The organism is Pseudoalteromonas sp. XI10 (assembly GCF_001469895.1).
Taxonomy (GTDB): Bacteria; Pseudomonadota; Gammaproteobacteria; order Enterobacterales; family Alteromonadaceae; genus Pseudoalteromonas.
The window spans coordinates 56,585-80,576 of sequence record NZ_LOPY01000021.1 but is presented as its reverse complement, the minus strand read 5'-3'; the positions used below and the strand labels follow the sequence as shown (position 1 = coordinate 80,576).

Annotated in this window: 15 protein-coding genes; 7 read left to right on the top strand and 8 right to left on the bottom strand. The window is 42.6% G+C overall.

From position 1 onward, the window contains the following. The first annotated feature begins 142 nt into the window (after positions 1-142). Together AUR67_RS05460 and AUR67_RS05455 are read left to right on the top strand one after the other, a co-directional pair. Complete coding sequence (locus AUR67_RS05460) at positions 143-2,014, top strand: monovalent cation:proton antiporter-2 (CPA2) family protein (protein WP_058584462.1); 1,872 nt, start codon at positions 143-145, stop codon at positions 2,012-2,014. Positions 2,015-2,668: 654 nt separating this feature from the next. Then, on the top strand, positions 2,669-2,989 hold the full coding sequence (locus AUR67_RS05455; RefSeq protein ID WP_058584461.1) for a hypothetical protein: 321 nt from the start codon (positions 2,669-2,671) through the stop codon (positions 2,987-2,989). 254 nt (positions 2,990-3,243) lie between these two features. Here the strand turns inward: AUR67_RS05455 and AUR67_RS05450 are convergent, their stop codons facing one another. The 3 genes from AUR67_RS05450 to AUR67_RS05440 form a co-directional block, all read right to left on the bottom strand. Next, positions 3,244-5,787, bottom strand: coding sequence for a TonB-dependent receptor plug domain-containing protein (locus tag AUR67_RS05450; protein WP_058584460.1), 2,544 nt, complete (start codon positions 5,785-5,787; stop codon positions 3,244-3,246). A 315-nt stretch (positions 5,788-6,102) separates the two neighbouring features. Further along, a complete protein-coding gene (locus AUR67_RS05445; protein WP_058584459.1) occupies positions 6,103-6,768 on the bottom strand; it encodes a UPF0149 family protein in 666 nt (221 codons plus the stop codon). Positions 6,769-6,835: 67 nt separating this feature from the next. Next, on the bottom strand, positions 6,836-7,795 hold the full coding sequence (locus AUR67_RS05440) for a sensor histidine kinase (protein WP_058584458.1): 960 nt from the start codon (positions 7,793-7,795) through the stop codon (positions 6,836-6,838). 95 nt (positions 7,796-7,890) lie between these two features. Between AUR67_RS05440 and AUR67_RS05435 the strand changes: the two genes are divergently transcribed. Both AUR67_RS05435 and hemH read left to right on the top strand, forming a co-directional pair. After that, positions 7,891-9,198: an HD domain-containing phosphohydrolase gene (locus AUR67_RS05435; RefSeq protein ID WP_058584457.1), complete on the top strand. Its 1,308-nt coding sequence runs from the start codon at positions 7,891-7,893 to the stop codon at positions 9,196-9,198. A 78-nt stretch (positions 9,199-9,276) separates the two neighbouring features. Further along, on the top strand, positions 9,277-10,299 hold the full coding sequence (hemH, locus tag AUR67_RS05430; RefSeq protein ID WP_058584456.1) for a ferrochelatase: 1,023 nt from the start codon (positions 9,277-9,279) through the stop codon (positions 10,297-10,299). Between the two features lie 77 nt (positions 10,300-10,376). Here the strand turns inward: hemH and AUR67_RS05425 are convergent, their stop codons facing one another. Beyond that, on the bottom strand, positions 10,377-11,525 hold the full coding sequence (locus tag AUR67_RS05425) for a benzoate/H(+) symporter BenE family transporter (RefSeq protein ID WP_058584455.1): 1,149 nt from the start codon (positions 11,523-11,525) through the stop codon (positions 10,377-10,379). A 401-nt stretch (positions 11,526-11,926) separates the two neighbouring features. Between AUR67_RS05425 and AUR67_RS05420 the strand changes: the two genes are divergently transcribed. Then, the gene (locus tag AUR67_RS05420; RefSeq protein ID WP_058584454.1) at positions 11,927-12,463 is read left to right on the top strand and encodes a hypothetical protein; all 537 of its coding nucleotides are present in this window, start codon (positions 11,927-11,929) and stop codon (positions 12,461-12,463) included. A gap of 422 nt (positions 12,464-12,885) precedes the next feature. Here AUR67_RS05420 and AUR67_RS05415 read toward each other — a convergent pair whose 3' ends face one another. From AUR67_RS05415 to AUR67_RS05400, 4 genes are read right to left on the bottom strand one after another with little or no spacing between them, the layout of a single operon-like run. Then, positions 12,886-14,079, bottom strand: a complete 1,194-nt coding sequence (locus tag AUR67_RS05415) for an alkaline phosphatase family protein (protein ID WP_058584453.1) — start codon at positions 14,077-14,079, stop codon at positions 12,886-12,888. A gap of 12 nt (positions 14,080-14,091) precedes the next feature. After that, the gene (locus AUR67_RS05410) at positions 14,092-15,849 is read right to left on the bottom strand and encodes a hypothetical protein (RefSeq protein ID WP_058584452.1); all 1,758 of its coding nucleotides are present in this window, start codon (positions 15,847-15,849) and stop codon (positions 14,092-14,094) included. A 17-nt stretch (positions 15,850-15,866) separates the two neighbouring features. Next, positions 15,867-18,182: a PEGA domain-containing protein gene (locus AUR67_RS05405; protein ID WP_058584451.1), complete on the bottom strand. Its 2,316-nt coding sequence runs from the start codon at positions 18,180-18,182 to the stop codon at positions 15,867-15,869. A gap of 10 nt (positions 18,183-18,192) precedes the next feature. Further along, the gene (locus tag AUR67_RS05400; protein ID WP_058584450.1) at positions 18,193-19,605 is read right to left on the bottom strand and encodes a glycerophosphodiester phosphodiesterase; all 1,413 of its coding nucleotides are present in this window, start codon (positions 19,603-19,605) and stop codon (positions 18,193-18,195) included. 218 nt (positions 19,606-19,823) lie between these two features. On the opposite strand from AUR67_RS05400, the gene dgt reads away from it, so the two are divergent. Next, a complete protein-coding gene (gene dgt / locus AUR67_RS05395) occupies positions 19,824-21,281 on the top strand; it encodes a dGTPase (RefSeq protein ID WP_058584449.1) in 1,458 nt (485 codons plus the stop codon). Between the two features lie 109 nt (positions 21,282-21,390). Then, complete coding sequence (locus AUR67_RS05390; RefSeq protein ID WP_058584448.1) at positions 21,391-23,811, top strand: hypothetical protein; 2,421 nt, start codon at positions 21,391-21,393, stop codon at positions 23,809-23,811. Positions 23,812-23,992: the final 181 nt, after the last annotated feature.

Here is a 23,992-nt window from a genome sequence, read left to right as displayed (position 1 = left end):
TTTTGTCTTAAGTACTTTTACTAAACACCATGCCTTGTTGTCATTTTTCTGACTAAATTCGTATTTTAATTGCATTCACTACCTAACTGCTGGCAAAACTAGCGAAAACAACCATAGTTAATTAAAAACAAACAGGATTACGATGACTGACTTTCTCTTAATCGCCTATATTTTCCTTATTGCAGGCATTATTGCCGTGCCTATTGCCAGCAAGTTTGGGCTTGGCTCAGTGCTTGGCTACTTACTCGCAGGTATTGTTATAGGGCCAACACTGACATTTTTAAATGTTGATGTGATTGCTATCCAGCATTTTGCTGAGTTTGGTGTGGTAATGATGCTGTTTATTGTTGGCTTAGAGCTCGAACCCAAAGCGCTTTGGTCAATGCGAAAACAGCTTATTGGCCTAGGTGGCGGCCAAGTAGTTTTATCAGCTGCTGCCTTTACTGGTATTGGTTTAGCATTAGGTCACGCCTGGCAAACAGCACTTACAATAGGCTTAATTTTATCGCTTTCATCGACCGCGATTGTGCTGCAAACGCTTTCAGAGCGCGGGCTATTAAAATCAGATGGTGGTCAGGCCTCATTTAGCGTATTACTCACCCAAGATATAGCCGTTATTCCTATGCTTGCGTTTATTCCATTACTTGCTTTACCAGAAATAGCGCCCGTTATTGCAGATACAGCCCATGCAAGCGAAGACGGCCATGCTCGCTTAAGCTTGGTGGCGGGCCTTGAAAGCTGGCAAGCAGCGCTGGTTACTTTAGGTATGATCGCGCTCGTCGTTTTTGGTGGTAACTACTTAACCGCACCGATTTTTAGATTTGTAGCACTAGCACGGCTTCGCGAGCTATTTACCGCTACAGCCCTATTCTTTGTTATAGGTATCGCTTTAATGATGTCGTTAGTTGGCTTATCCCCTGCGCTTGGCACATTTTTAGCGGGTGTTGTGCTTGCAAACTCACCTTATAAACATGAGCTCGAAAGTAATATCGATCCCTTCAAAGGGCTATTACTTGGATTATTCTTTATCACCGTTGGCGCAAGTATCAATTTTCAATTACTCGCAGATAACCTAGCCACCATCGTGATACTAACCGGCGCACTGATTGTAACTAAAGCAGTTGTGCTATTAATTTTAGGACGTATTTTTGGCCTAAGAGGCGCCGCACTTTGGTTGCTAGTACTGGGGCTTGCACAAGCTGGTGAGTTTGGTTTTGTACTACTTGCTTACAGTGTTTCTAATAGTGTATTGACCAATGCCATTGCCGACCAGCTATTACTAGTTGTGACCTTATCCATGCTGCTTTCGCCAGGATTATTCATTCTGTATCAACGTGTAATAGCACCGCGCTTTATTTGTGAGCAAGCAGGAAAAGAAACAGAAGAGTTCCCTGATGATAGCCATGTAGTCATTGCAGGCTCAGGCAGGATGGGAGGACTGGTTGACCGTATTTTACAAGCTGGCGGCTATAAAACCACTGTGATTGATTACAACTACAAACAACTCGAAGCCCTTGAGCGTGTTGGTATTCGTAACTTTTTTGGTGATGCCACTCGGCCAGATCTACTCAGTGCTGCAGGCATTGAAGATGCAAAACTGTTGGTTGTTGCGCTTGATGATGCTGAGCAAATAACTAAATTAGTCCGTTACGCGATGCAAAATTATCCGCATTTACATGTTGTTGCCCGCGCTGTAGACCGCCATCATGTATACGATTTATGGGCTTACGGCTGTCGAGATATTATTCGCGAAACCTACGACAGCACCATGCGCATGGGCCGTTCATCATTTGAAGCACTTGGTATTGAGCGAGAAAAAGCCCAAGAAATGGTCGATATTTTCAGTGAGTTTGATAAAGAAATGCTACGAGAAGCCGCAGATGTCTACGAAATCGGCGTGCCATTCGAAGAAAACCATGCCTATATCGAACGTATCAACAAGATATTCGATGAAAAAGAACCGGAAATAAAACAACAAATGCGTGAGATATGCGAGCGAGTTAAAAGGGACTAGGTTCGAGGGGTTAGGTGCTAGGGACTAGGAGCTAGGTTCGAGGTGCGAGGTGCGAGGTGCGAGATGCGTGGTGCGAGGTGCGAGATGCGTGGTGAGAGGTTCGAGGTGCGTGGTCAGAGATACGAGAGTAAACGCGATATAAATCTGATGCGTTCGTAGGAATGGCTTTAGCCATGAACTCTCAAACACCACACCTATGTAAAACGATTAGACGTAGGCGTGAAACTTGTTTCGCGCGTCATGCAAGCATAACGCCTACGTAGCAGCGGCTTTATGCCGCGACATTGGTGAGGGATGCGAATTACGAGATTCGAGGTGTTAGGAGCTAGGTGCTAGGTGCTAGGTGCTAGGTGCTAGGAGTGAGAATAAACGCGATATAAAATCGCTGCTACGAATTTGATGTCTTCGTAGGAATGGCTTCAGCCATGAACTCTCAAACACCACACAAATGCAAAACGATTAGACGTAGGCGTGAAACTTGTTTCGCGCGCCATGCAAGCATAACGCCTACGTAGCTAGGTTCGAGAGAAACGCGATATAAAATCGCTGCTACAGGCTCGTATCTCGCACCTCGAAACTCGCGACTTTCCCCTTTATTCTCGTAACTTACCGAAATATAAAGGTATTAAATAATGTTATAAGGAGTATTACAGTATGGAAACGCTTAATAAAAAGGAAAAGCTGCTATCTATTTTGTTCGGATTGGCAGCAATTATTAATTTAACTGTCGGTATTTATTCGCTTATATTACAAGATCTAGACTGGTTTGAGTTCATTAGTTGTCTAGCAATTTCAATTATAATTTTAGCGGGTAGCTTAAACCCAAAGCTATTCTTTAAACCGCTAAAAAAATTATTTTCACCACACTTCACTTTAGAGCCAATAATAAACTCGACTATCTACTACACAATTATAATTACCAGTTTGATTTTATTATTTGGGAGCATCCTACTAGAAAAATTTTGGAGTGTTTAAATGCATATGAAAACTCAAAAAAGCGAAATAAAACGCGATATAAAATCGCTGCTACAAACTCGCATCTCATGTCTCGTTTCTCGTATCTCGCACCTCGAAACTCGCTAACTTTCCCCTTTACTCTCGCAAACTTTCCCCTTGCAACTCTCTAATTAAAGACACTGTCATTGATATAACGACAAATGTCGGATACTACAATTAAGCAAAAAAATAGCGCCGTTAGGCGCTATTTAAGTTTCATATCAACTTAGGAATTAAAAGCTAAAACTTAATTTTGCGTAGTAGGTCATACCATCAAAACCATAAGGTAGTGCACGAACAGGGTATTTGAATGCTTTATTCGTAATAAAATCAAGCGCTTCATCTTCGCCTAGCTCGTCTGGCGTTACATCAAAGATATTATCAATACCCGCCGATAGCATGAGTTCGTCAGTTAGCTGATAGCCCACGTTAACATCCACTAATACCGCTGATTCTACCGTGCTTGTGTCTTTAAACTCACCGGTAGGTGATAGCTCATCAGGTAAACCAATGTGGTCATTACCAAAGTATTTAACGTCAGTTTCACCATAGTAGTTAAAGCGTAGCATGCTGTTGAAATCGCCACGATCGTATTCAAACGTTAGCGTAGCACGCTCACCTGGTTGACCGTCAGTTAAGAAACTACGTTGTAAATCATCAAGGGCGATTGATTCAGGAATACCCTCAGGTGCATTTACATCATCAATTTCAGTTTCGTTAATGTTACCCGCAAAGGTTGCTGAGAAATTACCGTCGTACAAATCGGTGCGGTACGAAGCAATAATATCAACCCCTTTGGTGGTTGAATCAACTGAGTTTGAGAAGTAGTTAGCTTGCTGTGCTCCTGTTGCATTAAGCGCAGCCACAGCCTCAGCACTAAACGAAACATCGTCCGCCGACATTAAGCTGCCAAGGGTAATTCTGTCTTTAATAGCAACATGGTAAAAATCAACGGTTAGCGATAAATCGCTAGTTACGTTGTAAACAAAACCTGCACTTAAGTTTTCTGAGCTTTCAAGGCCAAGGCTATCAACGCCAAGTGCTGACGGAAAATCAGAGCCCGCTGTTGCTGTGAATGATTGCAATAACACGCCACCAGCACCTAAGTTTGTGGTGTAAGCTGTATAGGCACTTTGTTGCAGTGATGGTGCTCTAAAGCCAGATGAAATCGCACCACGCACGGCAAAGTCATCGGTAATTTCATAGCGTGTTGCTAGCTTACCAATGATGTCATCACCGGCATCAGAAAAGTCTTCATAACGAAGCGCTGTGCTTACTTGCCATGCATCCGTGATCAGCGTTTCGGCATTTACATAAAATGCATAGCTGTGACGGCTCTCTTTGTTTGATGCTTCTGGGCGTAAACCGTTATAAGCTTGGAAACCACACTCAGCGAATACGCTGCTGTCGTTTACCGCAGGGTATGAGCTATCTGAATTAGCTAAACCACATGCATAAGAGGCTTCTTCGCCCGGCACGATTTCATAATTTTCTTTACGGTATTCAGCCCCCACAGATACATATAAAGGCTCGCTGCGACCAATATCAACAATACCATTAAGGTCTGCATTAACGGTTGTTTGATCAAATCTAAAGCCACCTGAATATCCGCCTGAAGGGCCTGCATTAGCAGCAATATCAGCATCGCTTGCATCTGGGTTATTCGCTACATATTCAGCAGCATACGACGCATTTAGGGTGTTTTTTGAAGTGAAGTCATAGCTGTTTTCACCGTATACGGCAGATACGTCATAGCTCCAATCTGGATTTAACTCTCCGCGCAAACCTAGTGAAAACGAAATATCTTCGGCTTCATTATCGATACGAGGTAAAAAGCCATCGCCATATACTTGCACAACGTTCTTCGCTGCTTGGTCAAAGTTACGGTAAAAACCATTACCTAGCGCAGTACGGTTTGAGTACCCACCAAATGAGTAAAGCTCGGTCTCACCCATAGGTAACGCCATGTTATAAAACACAGAGGTAAATTCACTATCAGCATTACCTTGACCCCAACGAACTTCGTTAGAGAGTGTGCCTGCAGGTACATCAACTGAGCCTCCAGTATCACGCTCAGCTCGGTTGGTGCCATCAGCATCACGGTATTCTAAAGAAAAGTTAATGAAGCCACCTTCATCACCTAAATCAAAGCCACGGTTTAAACCCATTGAAATAGTGTCACCATCGCCTTCACCCGTGCTACCCGCTTGCACATAGCCCGTTGTGACACCGGTTGAATCGTTTAACGATAAGTTGATAACACCGGCTATCGCATCAGAACCATATTGCGCAGCAGCACCATCACGAAGTACTTCAACGCCTTTTAACGCAGTAAGCGGAATCGCATTCATATCGGTACCCGCAGCACCGGCACCTACAGTACCATTTAAACCAAAAATAGATTGGTTATGACGGCGTTTACCATTGATAAGCACTAACGTTTGGTCTGGCTGTAAACCACGAAGAGTTGCAGGTCTAAATAAGTCAGAGCCATCTGACACTTGCGTACGAGAAAAGTTAAATGAAGGAGCCGTCGCTTGCAGACTTTGGCCAAGCTCAGTGAATCCACCTTTGTTTAAGTCGTCAGCATCAATTAAATCAACTGGCGATGTTGATTCGGTAGCCGTACGATTGGCAACTCGTGAGCCTAATACAGAGATTTGTTCGATGTTTTTATCTGCTTTTACAGCAGGTGCTTGCTCTGCTGCCTGCACTGAAGTCGCAGAAACAGCCACACTAACCGCAACGGCCAGCATACTTAAAGAATGTGTTGTCATGTGTATCCTGTTGATATTTTGGCTTTACTTAAAACAAAAAGACGCCCCTTTTGGAGAAATTAAGAAAAGCACTAAGCACGTGTTGTTGATTTTAGAAATCACGATTTTGAAAGCTAACTCAAGCCTGCGAGTTAACTCTTGAAAAACATCCTATCAACAAATACACAAAAGGAAAGAAAAATAAGATACGACTTAGGTATAAATATTTCTATTTGTACTATTAATGGAACTTTAACGGTGGAAATTATTCGTTTTTCAGTAGAAATAAGCAAAATAATGCAACTATCAGCTTATCTCTACTGAGGAGGGAAATGTTTACTGATCTTGCTCAAGCATCGCCAGTTTTTCATCTTCAAGCATTAACGCCATGGTGGCAATTTCAGATAAACTCTCGTCTAGCGCATTAAAGAAAGTGACAAACCCTTCACCTAGTTTTTCTGGCTCAGGGTGATTTGCCCGCGCCTGATCCCACATTGCAAAGGTGGTAAGTAAATCGAGGGTAGCTTCAAAGTTATCAATAAACAGCTGACCATCTTCGCTTTCGTTTTCTTGCTGCGAATCAGCGTTGAGTAAAAATTGTAAGTCACTATGCCAAATATCTTGGTTAACAATATACGCTGCAATATAACCACTACAAAAGTCCTGTAGTGCTTGGCTTGGTTCATTGCTGTTAACTTCATTTGGGTATAATTCGGCTAAGATTTTCTTTTGTTCAACTTGAGCCTCGGTGATGTTATCAAGCAGCTCAATCATTGCATCGCGTGGCTCAGAATCTGTCATTAAGGTGTTGAATACCGTTTCATCATTATCGGCAATATAATTTGCTAATTCTGATTCCCCAAAAAACTCTGAACAGGCTAATAAGCCAGACATATAACCAAGTACTTGGTCCAAACTAACTTGATTCGTTTCACTTTGACTAGCGAGGTAGTTTTTAAATACATCCGAACTTTGTTGATTAAGCATATTGAGCCTTTGCATTTTGTTTTGCTATGGGTGTATTCCTACACTAGCGAATCCACAAATTTTTGCAACAACTGAAATATTGTCAGCTAGTTACAGTATTCCTAATCTGGCTTTGTACAGGAAACACACAACTGATACGTGTGCCCATTCCTTCTGTACTTTGAATATCAATACACCCTTGGTGTTCATGCACTATGGCGTACGCCATAGTCATGCCCATACCGGTGCCTTCACCAACAGGTTTAGTGGTGTAAAAGGGATCATATATTTTCGCAATGGTTTGTTCTGACATGCCTGAGCCATTGTCTTCTACATCAATATAAATATGTTGTTCAAACTCATACACAGCGACAGATATTTCAGCTTTTGCGCCTAAGCTACTGCAAGCTTGCTTAGCATTAATCAAAACATTAACGATTACTTGGCTTATTGCGGGTAAGTTACACCAACTTTGCGATATAGGGCTGTATTGGGTTTTTAAATTACAATCACGGAGTTGGTTTGCGAGTAGTTTAACGGCACTTTTTACCGCCTCTGTCATATCAGCAAATTGTTTGTCGTGACCCTTGGGCCGAGAAAAGTCTAGTAAATTAGCAACAATCTTGCTGATCCTTTGCAGCCCCTGCGACGTGTCGCTTATTAATTCAGGTAAATCATCAGCCATAAAGCGAAATGAGTGTACTTGATTGAGCTCAGTTAACTGCTTACAAAATGTGGCTTTATCGGTATCGTTGCAGGCAAATTCATCACATACTGCAAGTAGCTCACTAAAGTAATTACAGTAATTTTTTAAACAATCAACATTACTGATACTGTACGCGAGTGGATTATTAATTTCATGGGCAACCCCAGCGCAAAGAGTGCCTAAAGTGGCCATTTTTTCGGCTTGAATGAACATAGCTTGATGGTGCTCTAAATCAGCAATTTTTTGCTCAAGCTCACTGTTTAATGCCACTAGAATACGGCTTTTGTCTGCGAGCAATTGTTCAGCTTCTTCTCTGGCCGCTTTTTCTAACAAATAGGCTTGCTTAAAGTCATCCATATTCGTCTCAAACTCTGTTTGTCTCTTTTAAAACCTAGCACAAGGCTTGATTTAAGGCTATGTTATTGATTAACGATGACTCATAGTAAAACGGTATGGCAGAACAAGTTAGCAAACAACATATTCAGGTTTTATGCATTGATGACGACGAAATCGTCTTAAGGACTCTTTTGCGCCTGTTATCAGCGAATAACATCACCGCAAAAGCCTGCTCTGACCCTCTAGAAGGGCTAAAAGTGCTAGCCACTTACAGTTTCGATGTGATCATTTGCGACATGCGTATGCCAAACATGGATGGCGCCGACTTCTTTGCGCAAGCACTTAATATAGACCCAGAACCACAGCGGATTTTGCTAACCGGTTACTCAGATATCGACAACACCATTGCCGCTGTCAATAAAGGTAAAATCCATGCCTATATTCAAAAACCATGGCAAAACGAATTACTGCTGCGCAACATTAGTGATGGCATAGAAAAAACCTCATTAAAGCGCCAAAACAAGCAGTTAGAGCAAAAAATCAAAGCGCAAAACAGCCAGTTAAAAGAGCTAAACAACAACCTTGAGCAAATGGTAGAAAAGCGCACTCTACAAATTCGAAAAGTGCTCAAACAGCTCGAAGAAGTCAATGAGCGTGAAAAACACGAGCATCGCAGTACTTTTGAGATTTTATATAACTTTATCAATGCCAATCCGTACCTTGATGGTATGCAAGCACAAAACATTGCTGCCACCAGTAAGCAAATTGCAGAGCAACTTGGTTTAGATAAACAACATATCGAAAGAGCTGAAATGGCAGGTTATCTTGCACAAATAGGCTTGCTCGCCATGGAGCCTGAGCTTTATAAAAAGCCAACAAGGGAACTAACCGAAAACCAAAAAAAAATCTTTTACACCCACCCAAGTACCGCTCAGCTGATGCTCATGCCTGCGACCCATTTACATGATGTCTCTGAGGCGATTTATTACCAGTTTGAGCATTACAATGGCTCGGGCACACCGAAGGGCTTAAAGGGCAAAGAAATACCAATTACGGCAATGATTTTAGCGGTAGCCCGCGATTTCTGGCAGGCAATTGCACACATCACAGTGCAAGATAACAGCCGTTACGAAAGCGCACTTGATCAGCTCCGGCTATACAGCGGCACTCACTATCACCCAAAAATTTTAGACGTATTAGATAGCATTAAAATAAGCTGTGCGAGCGATCAAAAAGTCGGCACCATGAAAATTATCTCGGCTCAAGATCTTAAAAACGGCATGGTACTTGGGCACGCACTAAGAAGCTACGACGGTATTTTGTTATTACCTAAAGGGCATGTGTTTGGCGCAAAATCAATTGCAAAACTGCAGCAGCTTGAAGCAAGAAAACCGAATCCTTTCAGGATCATGATCAAAAATTAGCGAATAAAGTGATCACATAATCAGCTTACTTCGTTACAATGTGATTTATATTACGATTACTTCATACAGGAGCACTCAGTGTCGCGATTTTCCGCCATTACCGATAAGCCGCATGACGGCCGATTCAACAAAAAAACGGGCATTTTACTGACCAACTTAGGGAGCCCTGACGCCCCTACTACCGCGGCACTTAGAACTTATTTACGCGAGTTTTTATCGGACCCTCGAATTGTCGAGATCCCACGATTCATTTGGATGATTATCCTTTATTGCTTTGTACTTACGTTACGCCCAAAACGCTCAGCAGCACTTTATAAAAGCATCTGGACTGAAAACGGCTCACCGCTCACGCACATTACCCGAGAGCAAAGCAAAAAATTGGCAGCCCTTTTAAAAGACAAAGGACACCACGACACTGAAGTGGTCATGGCCATGCGCTACGGAAACCCTTCAATTGAAGCAGGCCTTGAAGAGCTGCGAGAAAAAGGCATCACTCGCGTGATTGTACTGCCAATGTACCCGCAATATTCAAGCACTACTATTGGCTCAACGTTTGATGCTGTATCAAATGTTCTTCGTAAGTGGCGCTGGGTGCCAGAGCTGCACTTTATTAATGGTTATCACGACAACCCGACATATATTGATGCCCTAGCCGCTAGCATTAGCGAAGATCTAAATGCCCATGGCACGCCGCAAAAGTTGGTGTTTTCGTACCACGGTACACCTAAACTATTTCTAGAGAACGGCGACCCTTACTATTGTTTTTGTATGCAAACCACCCGTTTAGTAGCAGAGAAACTTGGCTTTGAGAAAGACTTTGCTGTAACAACCTTCCAAAGCCGTTTTGGTAAAGCTGAATGGTTGAAACCATATACAGACGCAACCCTTGAAAGCTACCCTGCTGAAGGCATTAAAGACGTTGCAATTTTAAGCCCTGCATTTAGTGCCGACTGTTTAGAAACGTTAGAAGAACTCGAAGGCGAAAACCGCGAGAACTTTGAACATGCAGGCGGTGAGAAGTATCGCTACATACCAGCACTCAATACCCGCAGTGATCACATCAATGCGATGTTTGAAGTAATAAAACCACTACTTAAATAACGAAAGGCCCTAGTTATTATATACAGTAACTAGGGCCTTTTTTAATATAGAAACCTGACATTAATCCTTACGAGTCATTAATCCTTACGTGTCATCAGCAAGGTCACCGTACCTGCAACAATTCCCCAAAATGCAGAACCAACCGAGAACAAAGTTAGGTTTGAAGCTGTGACCAAAAAGGTCACGATAGCGGCTTCGGTATAATACGCCTCAGTTAATGCTTGCTGTAAGCTACTCGCAATGGTGGCAAATAGCGCAATACCTGCCAACGCCAAAATTAATGCCTGTGGCAAACTTGCTACCAAACCAACCAAGGTTGCCGCAAGGAGCGCCATAATAATGTAAAAAACACCACCAGCAATGCTTGCCCAATAACGTTTACTGGGGTCTTTATCTGCCTCAGGGCTCATACAAATGGCAGCCGTTATAGCCGCCAGGTTAATGGCATAACCACCAAATGGTGCAATAAATACATTTAATAGTCCGGTTACATTTAGCGCTGCCGATACAGGGGCTTTGTATTGGTGCGCTTTTAAAACAGCAATACCAGGTAAGTTTTGCGATGTCATGGTCACAATAAATAGCGGCAAACCAACACTTATCATGGCGTTTAAGTCAAACTCAGGCGCAATATAAGCAAACTCGCTCATTTTCCACTGCCAGCTAGAAGTATCAATTTGCCCTGTTACACCTGCCATTAAAAAACCCGCCACAACCACAGCAAGCATAGCAAAGCGTGGAAAATAGCGCTTGCCACATAAATAAACAGCCACCATTAAACCAATCACTAAAGGTAGCTCATTCATAAAGTTAAACACATCAATACCAAAATTCACCAGCACGCCTGCAAGCATTGCACAGGCCAGTTGGCTAGGAATTTTGTTCATCATTTTTTCGAACACGCCGGTAATACCAGACAAAAACACCAGCGCAGCAGAGAACATAAACGCACCAACAGCTTGGTTTAAGCTATACCCTTGGGCGCTTGAAATAAGGAGTGCCGCTCCGGTTGTTGACCACGCGATAAGAATGGGTACTTTGTAGTAATAAGACAACGCAATCGAGCTGACGCCCATCGCAAGACCAAGCATTAATACCCAGCTGGCAACTAAATCAGGTGTGCCACCTAACACCATAACAACCTGATAAATAAGCGCAATTGAACTGGTAAAGCCAATAATAACGGCTACTAAACCCGCGGTTGCTCGACTGATGAGCTGACTCATGTACACACACTCCTTGGCAATTAAAAATCTACCATATCCTATGATTTGCCAGATGGCACTGTACACTTTTGTAGTATTTTAAGATTTATTTACTATACAGATGACACAAAAAAGGCTCTTTGGCTACTTCAATGCCTAAAGTCCTGCTTCATAGGTTTCTTGCTTTAACAAGCCTTGGCTATCTTTATAAATGATCCACCCGCGCATAGTCGGTACCTCTAGTCTTGGAGTTTCGGTGACATAAAAACGCGGATTATGCTCAGCATTCAGAGCCGAGTAAACAAATTAATTTTATCGACACGATAATAAAAACCTCTACTTAGTGATTAACTATTGACCGAGTTGTTAACTTGAGGTAAAAACTAACAATGAATTAACATAAAAACCCGTAAGAGAAACATGTGAACAGGACGCTTGCATTAATCTTCATTCTGCCACTTACAGCATTTGCACTGAATGAGTGGCATATTCAAAGTGATGGTTTTAAAACAAAACCCAGCACACAGCAGTTTGTTGCCTCTTACAAAGCAGAAGCCGACCAAATAGCCCCACAGCCCATTGTGAACTTAACTGCGCCGCTTAATCAGCTATCTAATCATGCGCACGATTACCTATACAAACAAGGCCGTTTGCCTGACCAATTAGCAAACACCGCATTCAGCGAATTTGATTTAGACACCCTAAAAACCCTACAACCTGGCGATCACTTTATTTTAGTGATCGACGAATACCTTAGTTACACCGTAGAAATTAGTAACATCATCGAAGCCAGCAATGGCGATAGAAGTGTATTTGGCAAGGTAAATGATCAAACTAAAACAGGCCATCAAGCCGTGATGACCCTCACAGAAAACACCCTACAAGGCCAATTTGATGCCGGAAATCAAAGCTACAAGTTTCAAAGCCATGGTGAATACGGGTGGGTAACGAAGTTGTAGATTACGAGTTACGAGTTGCTAGCTTCAAGGGGAAAGGGGAAAGTTAGCAAGTTTCGAGATGCGAGATTCGAGATGCGAGGTACGAGATACGAGGAACGAGTTACGAGTCTGTAGCAGTGATTTTACATCGCGTTTGATTGATTGGTTTATCTTTTAAAATAAAAAGGTTTACATGGATTATGTTGGGTATCGCTCCGCTCGACCCAACCTCCCCTAAAAATGTGCAGTTCAAATGCAGAGAAGAGCACACGACCTAATCAACCCCACAGTTCGACTGATATCTAACATCTGACCTCTAACGACTAAAGCAGCGATTTTACATCGCGTCCTAGAACCTAGAGCCTAGAACCTAGCACCTTTCCCCTTTCTAACTTTCCCCTTTCTAACTTTCCCCTAGAGCCTTTCCCCTCACCAACTCACACCTACTCCTCAATCGCGGGCCATAAACTTTCACCGTCGCTATCGATTGGGCTTAAAATCTCAAGGCCTAGTATTTTGGCGATCAGCGGGTACACATCTAAATTACTTACTTCGTCTAAACGTAAGCCTTGTTTAAAGGCGGGGCCGGTGGCGATAAAGGTTGCAGCCATATCTTCGCTGTAAGCGTAACCATGGGTGCCTAAATAACCGGCCATTTTACTGTCGGTAAACACTCGAGGCGCGTTGGTTTGTAAAATAATATCGCCAACGCGCGGGCCTTTATCGTAGTGATAATCACGCTTTTGCTGCTCACTTAGCACGATATAGCGACCATCAGCGGCTTTAGCGAGCTTTTTACTGAATCCATTAATGTCTGCTTTGCTATCTGGTTTTGCATAATATAAAACCCGAGGGCCGGTGTTTTGCACGATGAAGTTTTCGTCTTGCGGCAAGCTATCAATTTTAATGCTAAGGCTTGGATCTACAGACGCCATTCCGTGATCAGACACAATCACTAAGTTAATGTTTTCATCAAGCGCTCTTAAACGGTTCGATAAATCAGCCATTAAACTATCTAGCTTTTGCACTGCGTCATAAGTTTCTTTAGCATCAGGGCCAAACTCGTGCCCCATGCTATCGACCAACGAAAAATAGCTTATCACTAAACGTGGGCGCTGTGCTTTTGGCAAGCTCAACCACTGAATAATTTGATCAACACGCTTTTGGTAATCGCTGTGTTTTGAATAATGATAAAAGTAATCAGGCAGCATGCCGTTAAAGCGCGCATCTGATTCAGGCCAAAAATAAGTGGCGGCTTTTAAACCTTGCATTTGTGCAAGGTTCCAAAGCGGAATGCCATTAACCCAAGTGCTATCGTCTTTCCCTTTACCCATTTTGTAGCAGTCGTTACGCTCAGTATCACAAAAGCGGTTCTCGACAATGCCATGATTAACAGGCAATAAGCCGGTAATAATCGACAAATGATTCGGGAAGGTTTTGGTCGGATAAACAGGGCGCATTTTGTTTGCTCTCACGCCCTGTTCACTGATTGCTTTTAAGTGCTTTGCATGGTGTTTTTCAATGTAATCCCAGCGAAATCCATCTATCGAAATAAGTACCACAGATTGCTCTTGCTCCGCTTTTACAAGAGAGCTGAACGCTAATAAACCCGCTAAAACCAATTGCCAAATACGCATGCGAAACCCTTTTTAGTTCAATTTGTTAATTTGCTCAGAAACTTTACCAAACTGTTTTGAAAATTTTGTGATCATGCTTTCAAGCTTTTTCACACTACGCTTTAAACGTGAGCCGTTTATTTGGCTATAAATAAAGCCCCAAACGCCTGTAACCACACTTAACACAATAAACACAGCAACTGGTAGGCCATCTAAGTGTTCAACCACTTGCGGGTAATTATTGAGTAAATCAATGCCAGCATCTGGTACAAGTGTATTTACTAATGGGTAAAAATCTTGGGCATCAAAGTACCACGCTAGCCCTACTGACGTAAGACCAAGCAGTACCATACGGTTAAATCCATGCACCATACCAAAGTTTCTGACTGAAGAATTGTTGTATTTAATGTCTTTACTCACATTAACCGCATACTCACGGTAATACTCAGAATAACGCTTAGTATCAACACTGCTGTAGGCGTAATACACCCAATCACCAATATCAACAGAGCCCAGTAAATCTTCACCCGCTTTAAAAACAAACGGTTCACCCGATGCGGTTTCGAGCATGATTTCACCTTTTAAGGTGGTGCTACGATTACGATATACCTCAACGCGCTCTTTAACATCACTACCAACATACATACCACCGCGATAAGTGGTTGTAGTTTCTGTCGTGGTCACTGTTTGGCGGCTTTCATTTGCATGTGCGCTTTGCTCTTTTTCTAATACTTTGCCAAGCACGGCACAATGACTAATGGTGCCTTTTTCGTTACGTGCCCAAACATTTTTATGCTCATAAGCGTTTTCATATGCAAGGCTATACTCATCCATAATGGCATGCTCAAGCTGGGCAATACTGGTTGGTTTTGTTTTGCTTGGCTCTAACGCTTTTTGAATGCTAATGGCTTGCTCATCATCTTTTGCAAGTGATTGTTCTTTTTCAGCAATCGCTTCAACGTGTTGCTTAGCGCCACAGCAATAACAATGCGCAGCATCTTGGCTAATACGCTGCTGGCAAGAGATACAAATAACATCTGACTTACTTGGCGTTCTTGCCAGCATGTTATAACCCAATTGATTAAGGGTGGTCGATAGCATCACATCTGTTGCTGCTAAAATCGCATCATACTTTGCTTCTTGTTTGGCTTTAGCTTTTTTATGGTAGTTGTGCTCTGCCATAAATACCCCTATTGCCACAGGCAATGACGCAAGTAGCGCAGGCAAAAACTCAAGCTTTGCAGCAAACAACATGATTAAGAATGTAATAACACTTAGCACCAGCCACAAAATGGTTCCGCCAGTGTAGTTTCGGCTAATGGTTTTGTCCCAACTGCGATATTGTTGGTCGGCAAAATGAACAATTACAACTGGCATAAAGCGGTCATTTTTAACTACCCGCCTAGCATTGCCATCAGCAATGCGATAGTTAAGCGTTAACGGTGTTTCCTGAAAAGCAGTGATCACATTACCCTTTTGTAGGTTCGCAATCACATCTTTTTCTGCATCAACACTAAACTCATGAATAATGCCGTCTTTGTCTTCAACTTCTAGCCACCAATAACCGTATAGCATGTTGTCGTTATTGGTTTTATAACGACGCTTATAGTAATACGTCGACTTCACAACACCTGTGATCGTACTCGCTTGTGGCGCATAGTTTTTCACATCAACCAGCAAGTCAGGGCTGAGTTCTTCAACCGTGTGCATTTGTCTTTTTTGCTCAAGAGCTTCTCCACAATCACAACAGTGAAGATCGGTGGCATACACCGTAGTTTGGCAATGTTGCATTTTCATTCCTTGCTTAATTAATTGCTTAAATTAATGGTTAGTGTTTGTTCGCCAGCATCTACTTGGTGCCAACGTCGATACGTTTTATACCCAGGCGCCGACACTTGAATATCATAAGCGCCAGTTTTTAATGTCATGCCGGGGCGATATTTAGGGCCGATATTCATAATGCGAATAGTGGCGTTCGCCGGGTTTGTAGTAATGGTAAGTTTAGTTTTTTGCTCAACCAGATATTGTCTACGCTGTTGCTGCTCAGCACTTAAACTGGCATCGCCGTGGCGCAAAATATCAACCTTGGCTAAAGCATGGCTCAGCGGGCTAAAGTTCTCGTAAATATGCAGTTTTTCTTCAAACTTTAACCCTAAAGGATGCAGCAGAGGCTGGGCATGCAAAGTCCAACGAATAGCATAACTAAACACCGGATTGCTCGACTCATCGACCTTGTCTAAAAAGTAGTTAACAGGGCTTTGGTCATCCTTGGTGAAGGTGTTATGCACAAACATTACTGGCACTATCAAAATCAGCGCAGGCATAATCAGCTTTTGCAAAACAGATACAACAGTGGTTGGTTGCTTTTCTTGCTTAGGTTTAACCAGTTGCCACAGTTTTAACGGCAGCTTGCTAAAGGTTAAGCAAATCAAAAACAGTGACAACGACATCGAGATAGGCGGAATAATCACCGAACGCAATGCTTGCTTACCGTACTCAGCATACTCGCCACCATCAGCAAATTTACCTTCTGAGCTATTAAGCATGGCTAGGTATTTGTCGGTCCGTTTTGCAATGTTTGGATCAAGCACCTTGTCTTTAAAGTTCTTTTTATTCCAATCGGCGCGAATGTTTTTTACGTATAAATCACCCATTCTGTCGGCAATTTTTGCTTGAATTTGCGGGTGTAGCTGAAACGCAACCCAGCTTAAGTTTGGCTTTAAGCTCATGCCGCGTTTGCGCATTTCGCTTTGCCATTGTGCATTAGCTTCGCTGGTTACTTTTGTAGCTACAGCATTAGCAAATGCTTGGCGTTGATTCACATTCCAATTGCTTTCAAGCTGTAACCCTTTGCTGGCAAAATGTGCTCTAAGCTTCTTTTGCGTTGTTTCGTGAGCACGAAATGCCATTAAGTTTTCGATTGTAAATGGGTAGCCCGTTTCACTCACAAACATCTTATGAAAGTTCGGGTGCTGTAAAAAACGCAGCTGATAATGATCTGGGTCATCGGTGTATTTGTAGCGCTTATCTTTAAAGCCGCCATCACCACCGGTTGCTAAACTAGCAGCTTGTAGTGCGGTATAAACACCACCAGTGAGCACTCCCATTAAAATAGTGCCTGCGGCATTTTCAGCAACCGAAACATCTTCTTCAATAAGCCAGTAATCAGGCTCAATGTAGCCAATACCGGCTTTTAAAATATTGCTTCGGTAGTCTGCTGCTTCGCGTTCATAACAACGATTTCGGCGGTCTTTTTCGCTGCTTTTGTCATAACGCTCACGGCATTTTGCAATGCTGTGGTGGTAATCATAAATCTTCGGGCCATACTTTTGTGCGCGTGCTGACGCTTTTGCAATATGGGCTTTTTGCGCTTGTTGGTACTTGTTCCAGCCGCTATTGATCTCTTGTTCAACTTGCTGCCAATAACCTTGCTCGCGCTCACCGATACTTGCCAAAGTGCTGTTGTACTTTTTACTACCATCAGCATAGGCTTTGTATTTAACCACCAGCTCATCATATAACTGGCTGTAGTTTTTATAATGTTTATCAAAATCTTGATACGCTTTTTTCTGTACAAACGCAGCAATAATCTTACGCTTATCTTGCTCTAAGTTATCTGAAAGCGCGGCGTCGCTATAAAGTAAGCCACCAAACAGCGCCAAAAAGGTCAGATTTTCTGAGCTATGTAATTGCTCAGGGTTGTAATCAAGGTCATTCACTTTAATTGAGTTAATCGCCAGCGCATCTCTAAGTGCAGCACTGTAGGTAGCAAACTGACGCTGCTCTGCGGTTGAAGGCTCAATTAAGGTTTTTTCAATGGCATATTTTTGGCCAAAAAACACCACAGGCCAAACTAAACACAATAAAGCGATAAACGAGATAATCCCACGGCCTACTTTGGCAACCATGGCTTTAGGTAGAAAGTCAGCTAACAGCAGCGCAACACCCACCCCAGATACAGCTCGGCCATAAATTTCGAGGTGTTCAAGGTCTTCTGCCGAAGGGGTACCTAAACCAACTAAAGAGACTAACTGGGCATTAAAAATTGCCTCGGGTAATAAATATAAAGTAGCTAAAACAAGTAGCAAACAGCGCCACCAAAACGGCTTTATTAAATCAGTCATAGTTTTATTCTTATTGTTTTTTACGCAGTTCTAGTTCAACAGCGGGATCTGTTTCTAGGCTAAAATCTTCATCGGCTTGGCGAGTCCCTATTTCTAAATTAGGCGCTGAAGGAGTCGATGTTACTTTGGGAATATAAGTTTGTGCTTGAGTTGATTTAAGCGTGCCGCCCACCGCTGGGTAAAGCTGATTACCTTTATAAGCATACAGCTCATCAAGGCGCTCTAAATCAAGGTCAGCAGGCATGCTAGCAATTAACTTAGCGTCTACTTCATCGCTAAAATACGGCTGCATTTTTGGTAATTCAAACACAGAACAAAAGCCATAAACGGTATCGTCCATAATTACAGAGTCAGGGCGAAGAGAACGTGACTGCGCTAATAGGCTGCGCTCATGGTAGTCGTGGCCGTTAATAGAATAAGTGGCAATCATAATACCGCGTGCTTTAGCAACCGGCTTTAAGCGTGCTGCACTTTGCTTGTAATGACGAATATCAAGTACATAGCCAAAGTTACGTTTTAGCTGCTTTGCTAATTTATCAAGCTTAACTGGGCTGTCGTAACGTTTTTCACGATGATAGCGATTACCAAGTGCTTGTAAGCTCTCAAGCTCTTCTTTGTTGCGCTCGTAAATTGGGTCGCTACCAGCGCCGCGTTTTAGGTCACTTGCTAACTTATTCATCGAGGCTTTTGCTGGTGACTGAATAAATGCCAAGTAAATATCTGGGTTAATATCGCGCATACGAGTCAGGTTGCGCATTTCTAAACTGCTAAAAAAGTAGTTACCACCGCCAACAAATTCATATGCTAAATAATCCAGCATTTTTAAATCGTTAACTGAGGCCTTTGATTTTATCTCAATATTCAGTTTTTGATGAGACTTACGATAGCGCGCAAACGTGGCAGCAAGCTCTCTAAATGAAGGTGGCATATCATCGGTAAGTAACCCGGTATCTTGGTTACGATGACGTAAATAGCCCCACTCTTTTTTATAGCTCATCGACTCAATTTTGCGGCGCTTATTGTCAACAGTGCCTGTTTCGCGACCTGTACGGGCATCATGATGTACAACCCACACATCGTCACGGGTAATTCGCACATCAATCTCAACAACGTCAAAATTGTTGTCGATGGCATCAATTACCGCGTTAAGCGAGTTTTCTGCATAACGAATTGAGCCACGGTGGCTCTGCAAATTAAAGTTACTGCATTGCCTAGCAGAGGCGTAGTTAATATTACCAAGTTGGCTTTCATAAAACCCTCGTGCATACAGTGCACCCTGCTTGGCCTTAATGGCATTTTTTTCGGCCACCGTTAAGGTGCTTTCAGCGCTTGGCTCAGGGGTGCTTTTACAAGCTGTTAAACCAATACAACACAGGAAAATACTGGCTAGTAGCCATGGTTTTTGAGACAGAGTTTGCATCATTGCTTTATAGCCAAAAGGCTTTCCTTTCTAATACAAGATAATGAAGAAGTGCGTAAAACTGAATAATATATGAATAAAGGCCACGATTTAAAGTAATAACTTTAATAAAAATGAATATTTTAATTTAAGATACAAGCTGTTAGATTTAATTTAATAAATGGCAAAATGTTGCTAACAAAACGCAAAAGCCCGACTTTACCGCTTTGTGGGAATGAAAAATGATCGATTTTGGTAAAAAAATTACTCCAGCGCGCGAAATGCGTTCTACCAATAATTTACACACTGCGCTTGAAAGTGATCGGGGCCGCATTATTAACAGTGCTGCAATTCGCCGTTTACAGCAAAAAACCCAAGTTTTTCCACTCGAGCGTAATGCTGCAGTACGCTCAAGGCTGACCCATTCGCTTGAAGTACAACAAGTGGGCCGGTTTATTGTGCAAACCATTTTTAATAAGCTTAGTGATGCCAAACAAAAAGAATATGGCCTAGCTGGGCTTGAGCGTCCGCTAGAAAGCCTAGTAGAAATGGCGTGCCTAATGCACGACATAGGCAACCCACCGTTTGGTCACTTTGGCGAAGCAGCCATCAACCAATGGTTTGATAAACACTTAGATTCACTAACCCCTGAGCGCTGTAAAGGCATTGGTATTAGTGTGATCTTTAAACACCTAGCCCAAGATATAAAAAGCTTTGAAGGTAATGCCCAAGGTATTCGCATAATTCATTCATTACTTTCTCTAAACTTAACCTACAGCCAAAGTGCCGGCATTTTAAAATATACACGCCCGGCCAGCATGGCGAAAATAGACAACCCGCAAGATAAAAACTACTTAATGAAAAAAGTGGGTTACTACTTCAGCGAAAAGCCGTTTATTGAAGCGCTGCAAACTGAACTCGAAATTGAGCAATACTGCCGCCATCCGGCCAGCTATATTATGGAGGCCGCTGACGATATTTCGTATTGTTTAGCCGATATTGAAGATGCCGTAGAAAAAGGCATTATTAGTGTTGAGTCGCTTTGCGCAAAGCTAAAAGAGCAATACACCCGCACACTCACAAACCTAACCATAGACGATACCAAACACAGCGACTTTGCCGAAAAAGCCATTGATTATGCGTTAAGTAAAGCACAAGAGCAGCCGTACAATTTTAACAGCGAATTTTTTATCTACCTGCGCGTGACCTTGCTACACCCATTAGTAAGCTACGCAGCAGAGCGGTTTATAAATAATATTGAAGCCATTTACCATGGTGATTTTAATCAGGCTTTATTAGAAGACCGAAGTCACTTGCATGCCGTCACGCTCACCTTAAAACAAGTGGCATTAAAGCATGTATTTTGCCACAAAGAAGTAGAGCGATTAGAGCTACAGGGTTACCGTATAATTAGCGGTTTACTTGACTGCTATAAACCTTTACTAGCCCTTGATGCTGATGCTTTTAAACGCGTGTTAAAAGGCGATCAAAACTATTTAATTGAAACTCGCCTTGTTAAAAAACTTTCTAATAAACATTTAAATAGCTACCAAAAAGCCATTGATGCCTTAAAAGCCGAACCGGATCATTTTGCCGCCTACGAGTTTTATTATCGCTGCCGCTTAATTCAAGATTACATAAGCGGAATGACCGACCAATTTGCTTACGACGAATACCGTGCGCTCATGGTAATTGATTAACCACTACAAATACGCTTAATTTGTTAACCAAATGTGGATAAATTACTCGTCTCAGCTTAGAATTAATTAACTGTTAGGTCATCGACTAAACCTTACTGGTCCGGAACTTATGCCAATTATAAAAACAACTTTTCTCTTATTACTCCTAAGCTTAAGCTTTACGAGTAAAGCGCAGTACAACGAAGCCATGTGTATTTTGTTAAAACAGCAAATGCATGAGTACCGCTTTAACACCAGCAATAAAAACTATCGCTCAGCTGCCAGAAACTATGAGAAAAACTGCAAAAATCCAACGCCAGTAAACAATGCAGCTGCTTTCGAAAAACTAGAACAACAAACGAAAGAAACAGCCCCAGTTAATTCAACTGCAGCGGCTAACCCTAGGGTGCACTCAGGCGCTATTCAAGCTGAACCTGAAGAAACTACGGCACCTATTGCAGAGCAAACCGTTGAACCTATCGAACAGCAAATGCCAGCAATTGAGCCAGAAGTTCAAGAACCAGAGCCTGTCGAACAAACAAGTGCCTCTGCAGAACAAACCGAAATACCAGCAAAAGTTGACCGTATTACGATTTCTGATGCTCCTGAAGAACCTGTAGTAGAATCAACTACTAGCCCTGCTATTCAAGATCAAGCCGCTGAAGTTAAAACCCAAAGTGCTGAGACTGCAACTGCTGAAAAACCAGCTGAACCTGAAGTAAAAGCAGAACCGGCACCAAAACCTGCGCCAACACCTGCACCAACACCTGCACCTATGCCAGAACCTATTCCTGCAAACAGCGATAGCTCTTCAAGCTCATTATTAATGCCAAGCTTAATTGTGTTGTTGGTATTACTTGTTGCAGGTTTAGTGATTGTGCGTATTCGTCAAAGCAAAAAAGCTGACGCCGATTCAGAACTTGAACAAAGCTTAATGCAAGCTAAAGCTCTTAAAGCAGCTGCAGAAGCACAAGCAGCTGCTGAAAAAGAAGCTGAGGAACTAAAAGTAGCAACAGCCGCAGTGCTGGCCGAAGAACAAGAGCACCCTCATGAAGACAGCTACCCGCTTGCCAACGATACATTTACAGCAACCGAAACTGAAAATAATGACGAGCTTTCTGAGCTTATGCACTTTAGTGCTCAGCGTGATAAAGAAGAACAAGAGTCTGAAACTTCACCTGAACAACCACCAGAAGAAGACTTTGCTGATGCCCATCAATTCGAAGATCTTGAACTTGGTTACGACGAAAAAAATACAAACGACGCTAATGACGACTTTTTGGATGAGCAGCGCGGCCTAGAGCAAGAGCTAAAGTTAGCAAGCCTAGAAGATTCATCATATAGCCTCAACGAGGAAGCTGAGCCGCAAGCTGATGACGTTCAGCAAGACGAGCCTGAAACACAACCTGAATCTGCAGAACCGAGTTATACCGCTTCGTCATCATTTGGCTTTGACGAGTACACAACCCAAGAGCCTATTGAAGATGAGCCTCTTACACCTGAGCCATTTGCAGATACTGATAACAATGAACCAGAGAAGCCAGAATTAGAAGAGCCAAGCTTTACGAGTTCGTCATCGTTTGGCTTTGATGAATACTCAACTAAAGAGCCGGTTGCCGACGATGAACCCGTGTTAGCCGAGATAGAAGAACTCGAAAAGCCGGAAATCGATGAGCTTGAAAAACCAGAAATTGAAGAACCAAGCTTTACGAGTTCGTCATCGTTTGGCTTTGATGAATACTCAACTAAAGAGCCTATTGCCGACGATGAGCCAGTATTAGCTGAGATTGAAGAACTCGAAAAGCCGGAAATCGATGAACTAGAGAAACCAGAAATCGAAGAGCCAAGCTTTACAAGTTCGTCATCGTTTGGCTTTGATGAATACTCAACTAAAGAGCCTATTGCCGACGATGAGCCAGCTTTGACTGAGATCCAAGATCTCGAAAAACCTGAACTCGATAAACTAGAGAAGCCTGAAATTGAAGAGCCAAGCTTTACGAGTTCGTCATCGTTTGGCTTTGATGAATACTCTACAAAAGAGCCGATTGCCGACGATGAACCGTCTAAAGATGAAGTGCCTGAATATGACTTATCGTCATTGATGGGTGATGATTTATCGTTTGCCGATCATTTTAATGAAGATGAGCACACAGTCACTGCGCCAAACCCAGCAGAAGAACACGACGACATTAACGATGATGATTTAGCTAAAGCCTTACAAGCACTTGAACAAGAACTACAAGATGAACCAGCTTCCGTTAATGTAGAAGAGCCATCACAGCCAGCGGTAGAAACTGTTGATTTGTCTGACGAACTGAGTAACGACGATAAGCTTGAAGAAACGCCTGAAGAAAAAGGTGAAGAAGCCGACAAAGAGCCAGAGCAACAAGACGATAAGCCGTATAATCCATTTGCGAACTTATCGCTTGATCCAACCTGGGATCCAAATTCAGACGAAAAGCCTGTGATAGAAAGCAAAAACAAACAGCCAAAATCACAAGCGTTAATTGACGCAGAAGAACGCGCCAAACAGTTTAAAACGGATGAGTGATTAAGTTACGAGGTTCGAGATGCGAGGTTCGAGGTGCGAGTCTGTAGTCTGAGAGCTGAAGGCTGAAAGCTGACCGCTCCTCAACGTGCGATTTTACATCGCGTTCTAACGCCTAGCGCCCAAAACCCAGCACCCAGAACCAATGTCTTCACCGTAGGCGTGAAACTTTTTTCGCGCGTCT

Excerpts from the sequence above, each read along its gene's own strand:
- AUR67_RS05460 (WP_058584462.1), top strand. The coding sequence starts at position 143 with ATGACTGACTTTCTCTTAATCGCCTATATTTTCCTTATTGCAGGCATT.
- AUR67_RS05455 (WP_058584461.1), top strand. The coding sequence starts at position 2,669 with ATGGAAACGCTTAATAAAAAGGAAAAGCTGCTATCTATTTTGTTCGGA.
- AUR67_RS05450 (WP_058584460.1), bottom strand. The coding sequence starts at position 5,787 with ATGACAACACATTCTTTAAGTATGCTGGCCGTTGCGGTTAGTGTGGCT.
- AUR67_RS05445 (WP_058584459.1), bottom strand. The coding sequence starts at position 6,768 with ATGCAAAGGCTCAATATGCTTAATCAACAAAGTTCGGATGTATTTAAA.
- AUR67_RS05440 (WP_058584458.1), bottom strand. The coding sequence starts at position 7,795 with ATGGATGACTTTAAGCAAGCCTATTTGTTAGAAAAAGCGGCCAGAGAA.
- AUR67_RS05435 (WP_058584457.1), top strand. The coding sequence starts at position 7,891 with ATGGCAGAACAAGTTAGCAAACAACATATTCAGGTTTTATGCATTGAT.
- AUR67_RS05425 (WP_058584455.1), bottom strand. The coding sequence starts at position 11,525 with ATGAGTCAGCTCATCAGTCGAGCAACCGCGGGTTTAGTAGCCGTTATT.
- AUR67_RS05415 (WP_058584453.1), bottom strand. The coding sequence starts at position 14,079 with ATGCGTATTTGGCAATTGGTTTTAGCGGGTTTATTAGCGTTCAGCTCT.
- AUR67_RS05410 (WP_058584452.1), bottom strand. The coding sequence starts at position 15,849 with ATGCAACATTGCCAAACTACGGTGTATGCCACCGATCTTCACTGTTGT.
- AUR67_RS05405 (WP_058584451.1), bottom strand. The coding sequence starts at position 18,182 with ATGACTGATTTAATAAAGCCGTTTTGGTGGCGCTGTTTGCTACTTGTT.
- AUR67_RS05400 (WP_058584450.1), bottom strand. The coding sequence starts at position 19,605 with ATGATGCAAACTCTGTCTCAAAAACCATGGCTACTAGCCAGTATTTTC.
- dgt (WP_058584449.1), top strand. The coding sequence starts at position 19,824 with ATGATCGATTTTGGTAAAAAAATTACTCCAGCGCGCGAAATGCGTTCT.
- AUR67_RS05390 (WP_058584448.1), top strand. The coding sequence starts at position 21,391 with ATGCCAATTATAAAAACAACTTTTCTCTTATTACTCCTAAGCTTAAGC.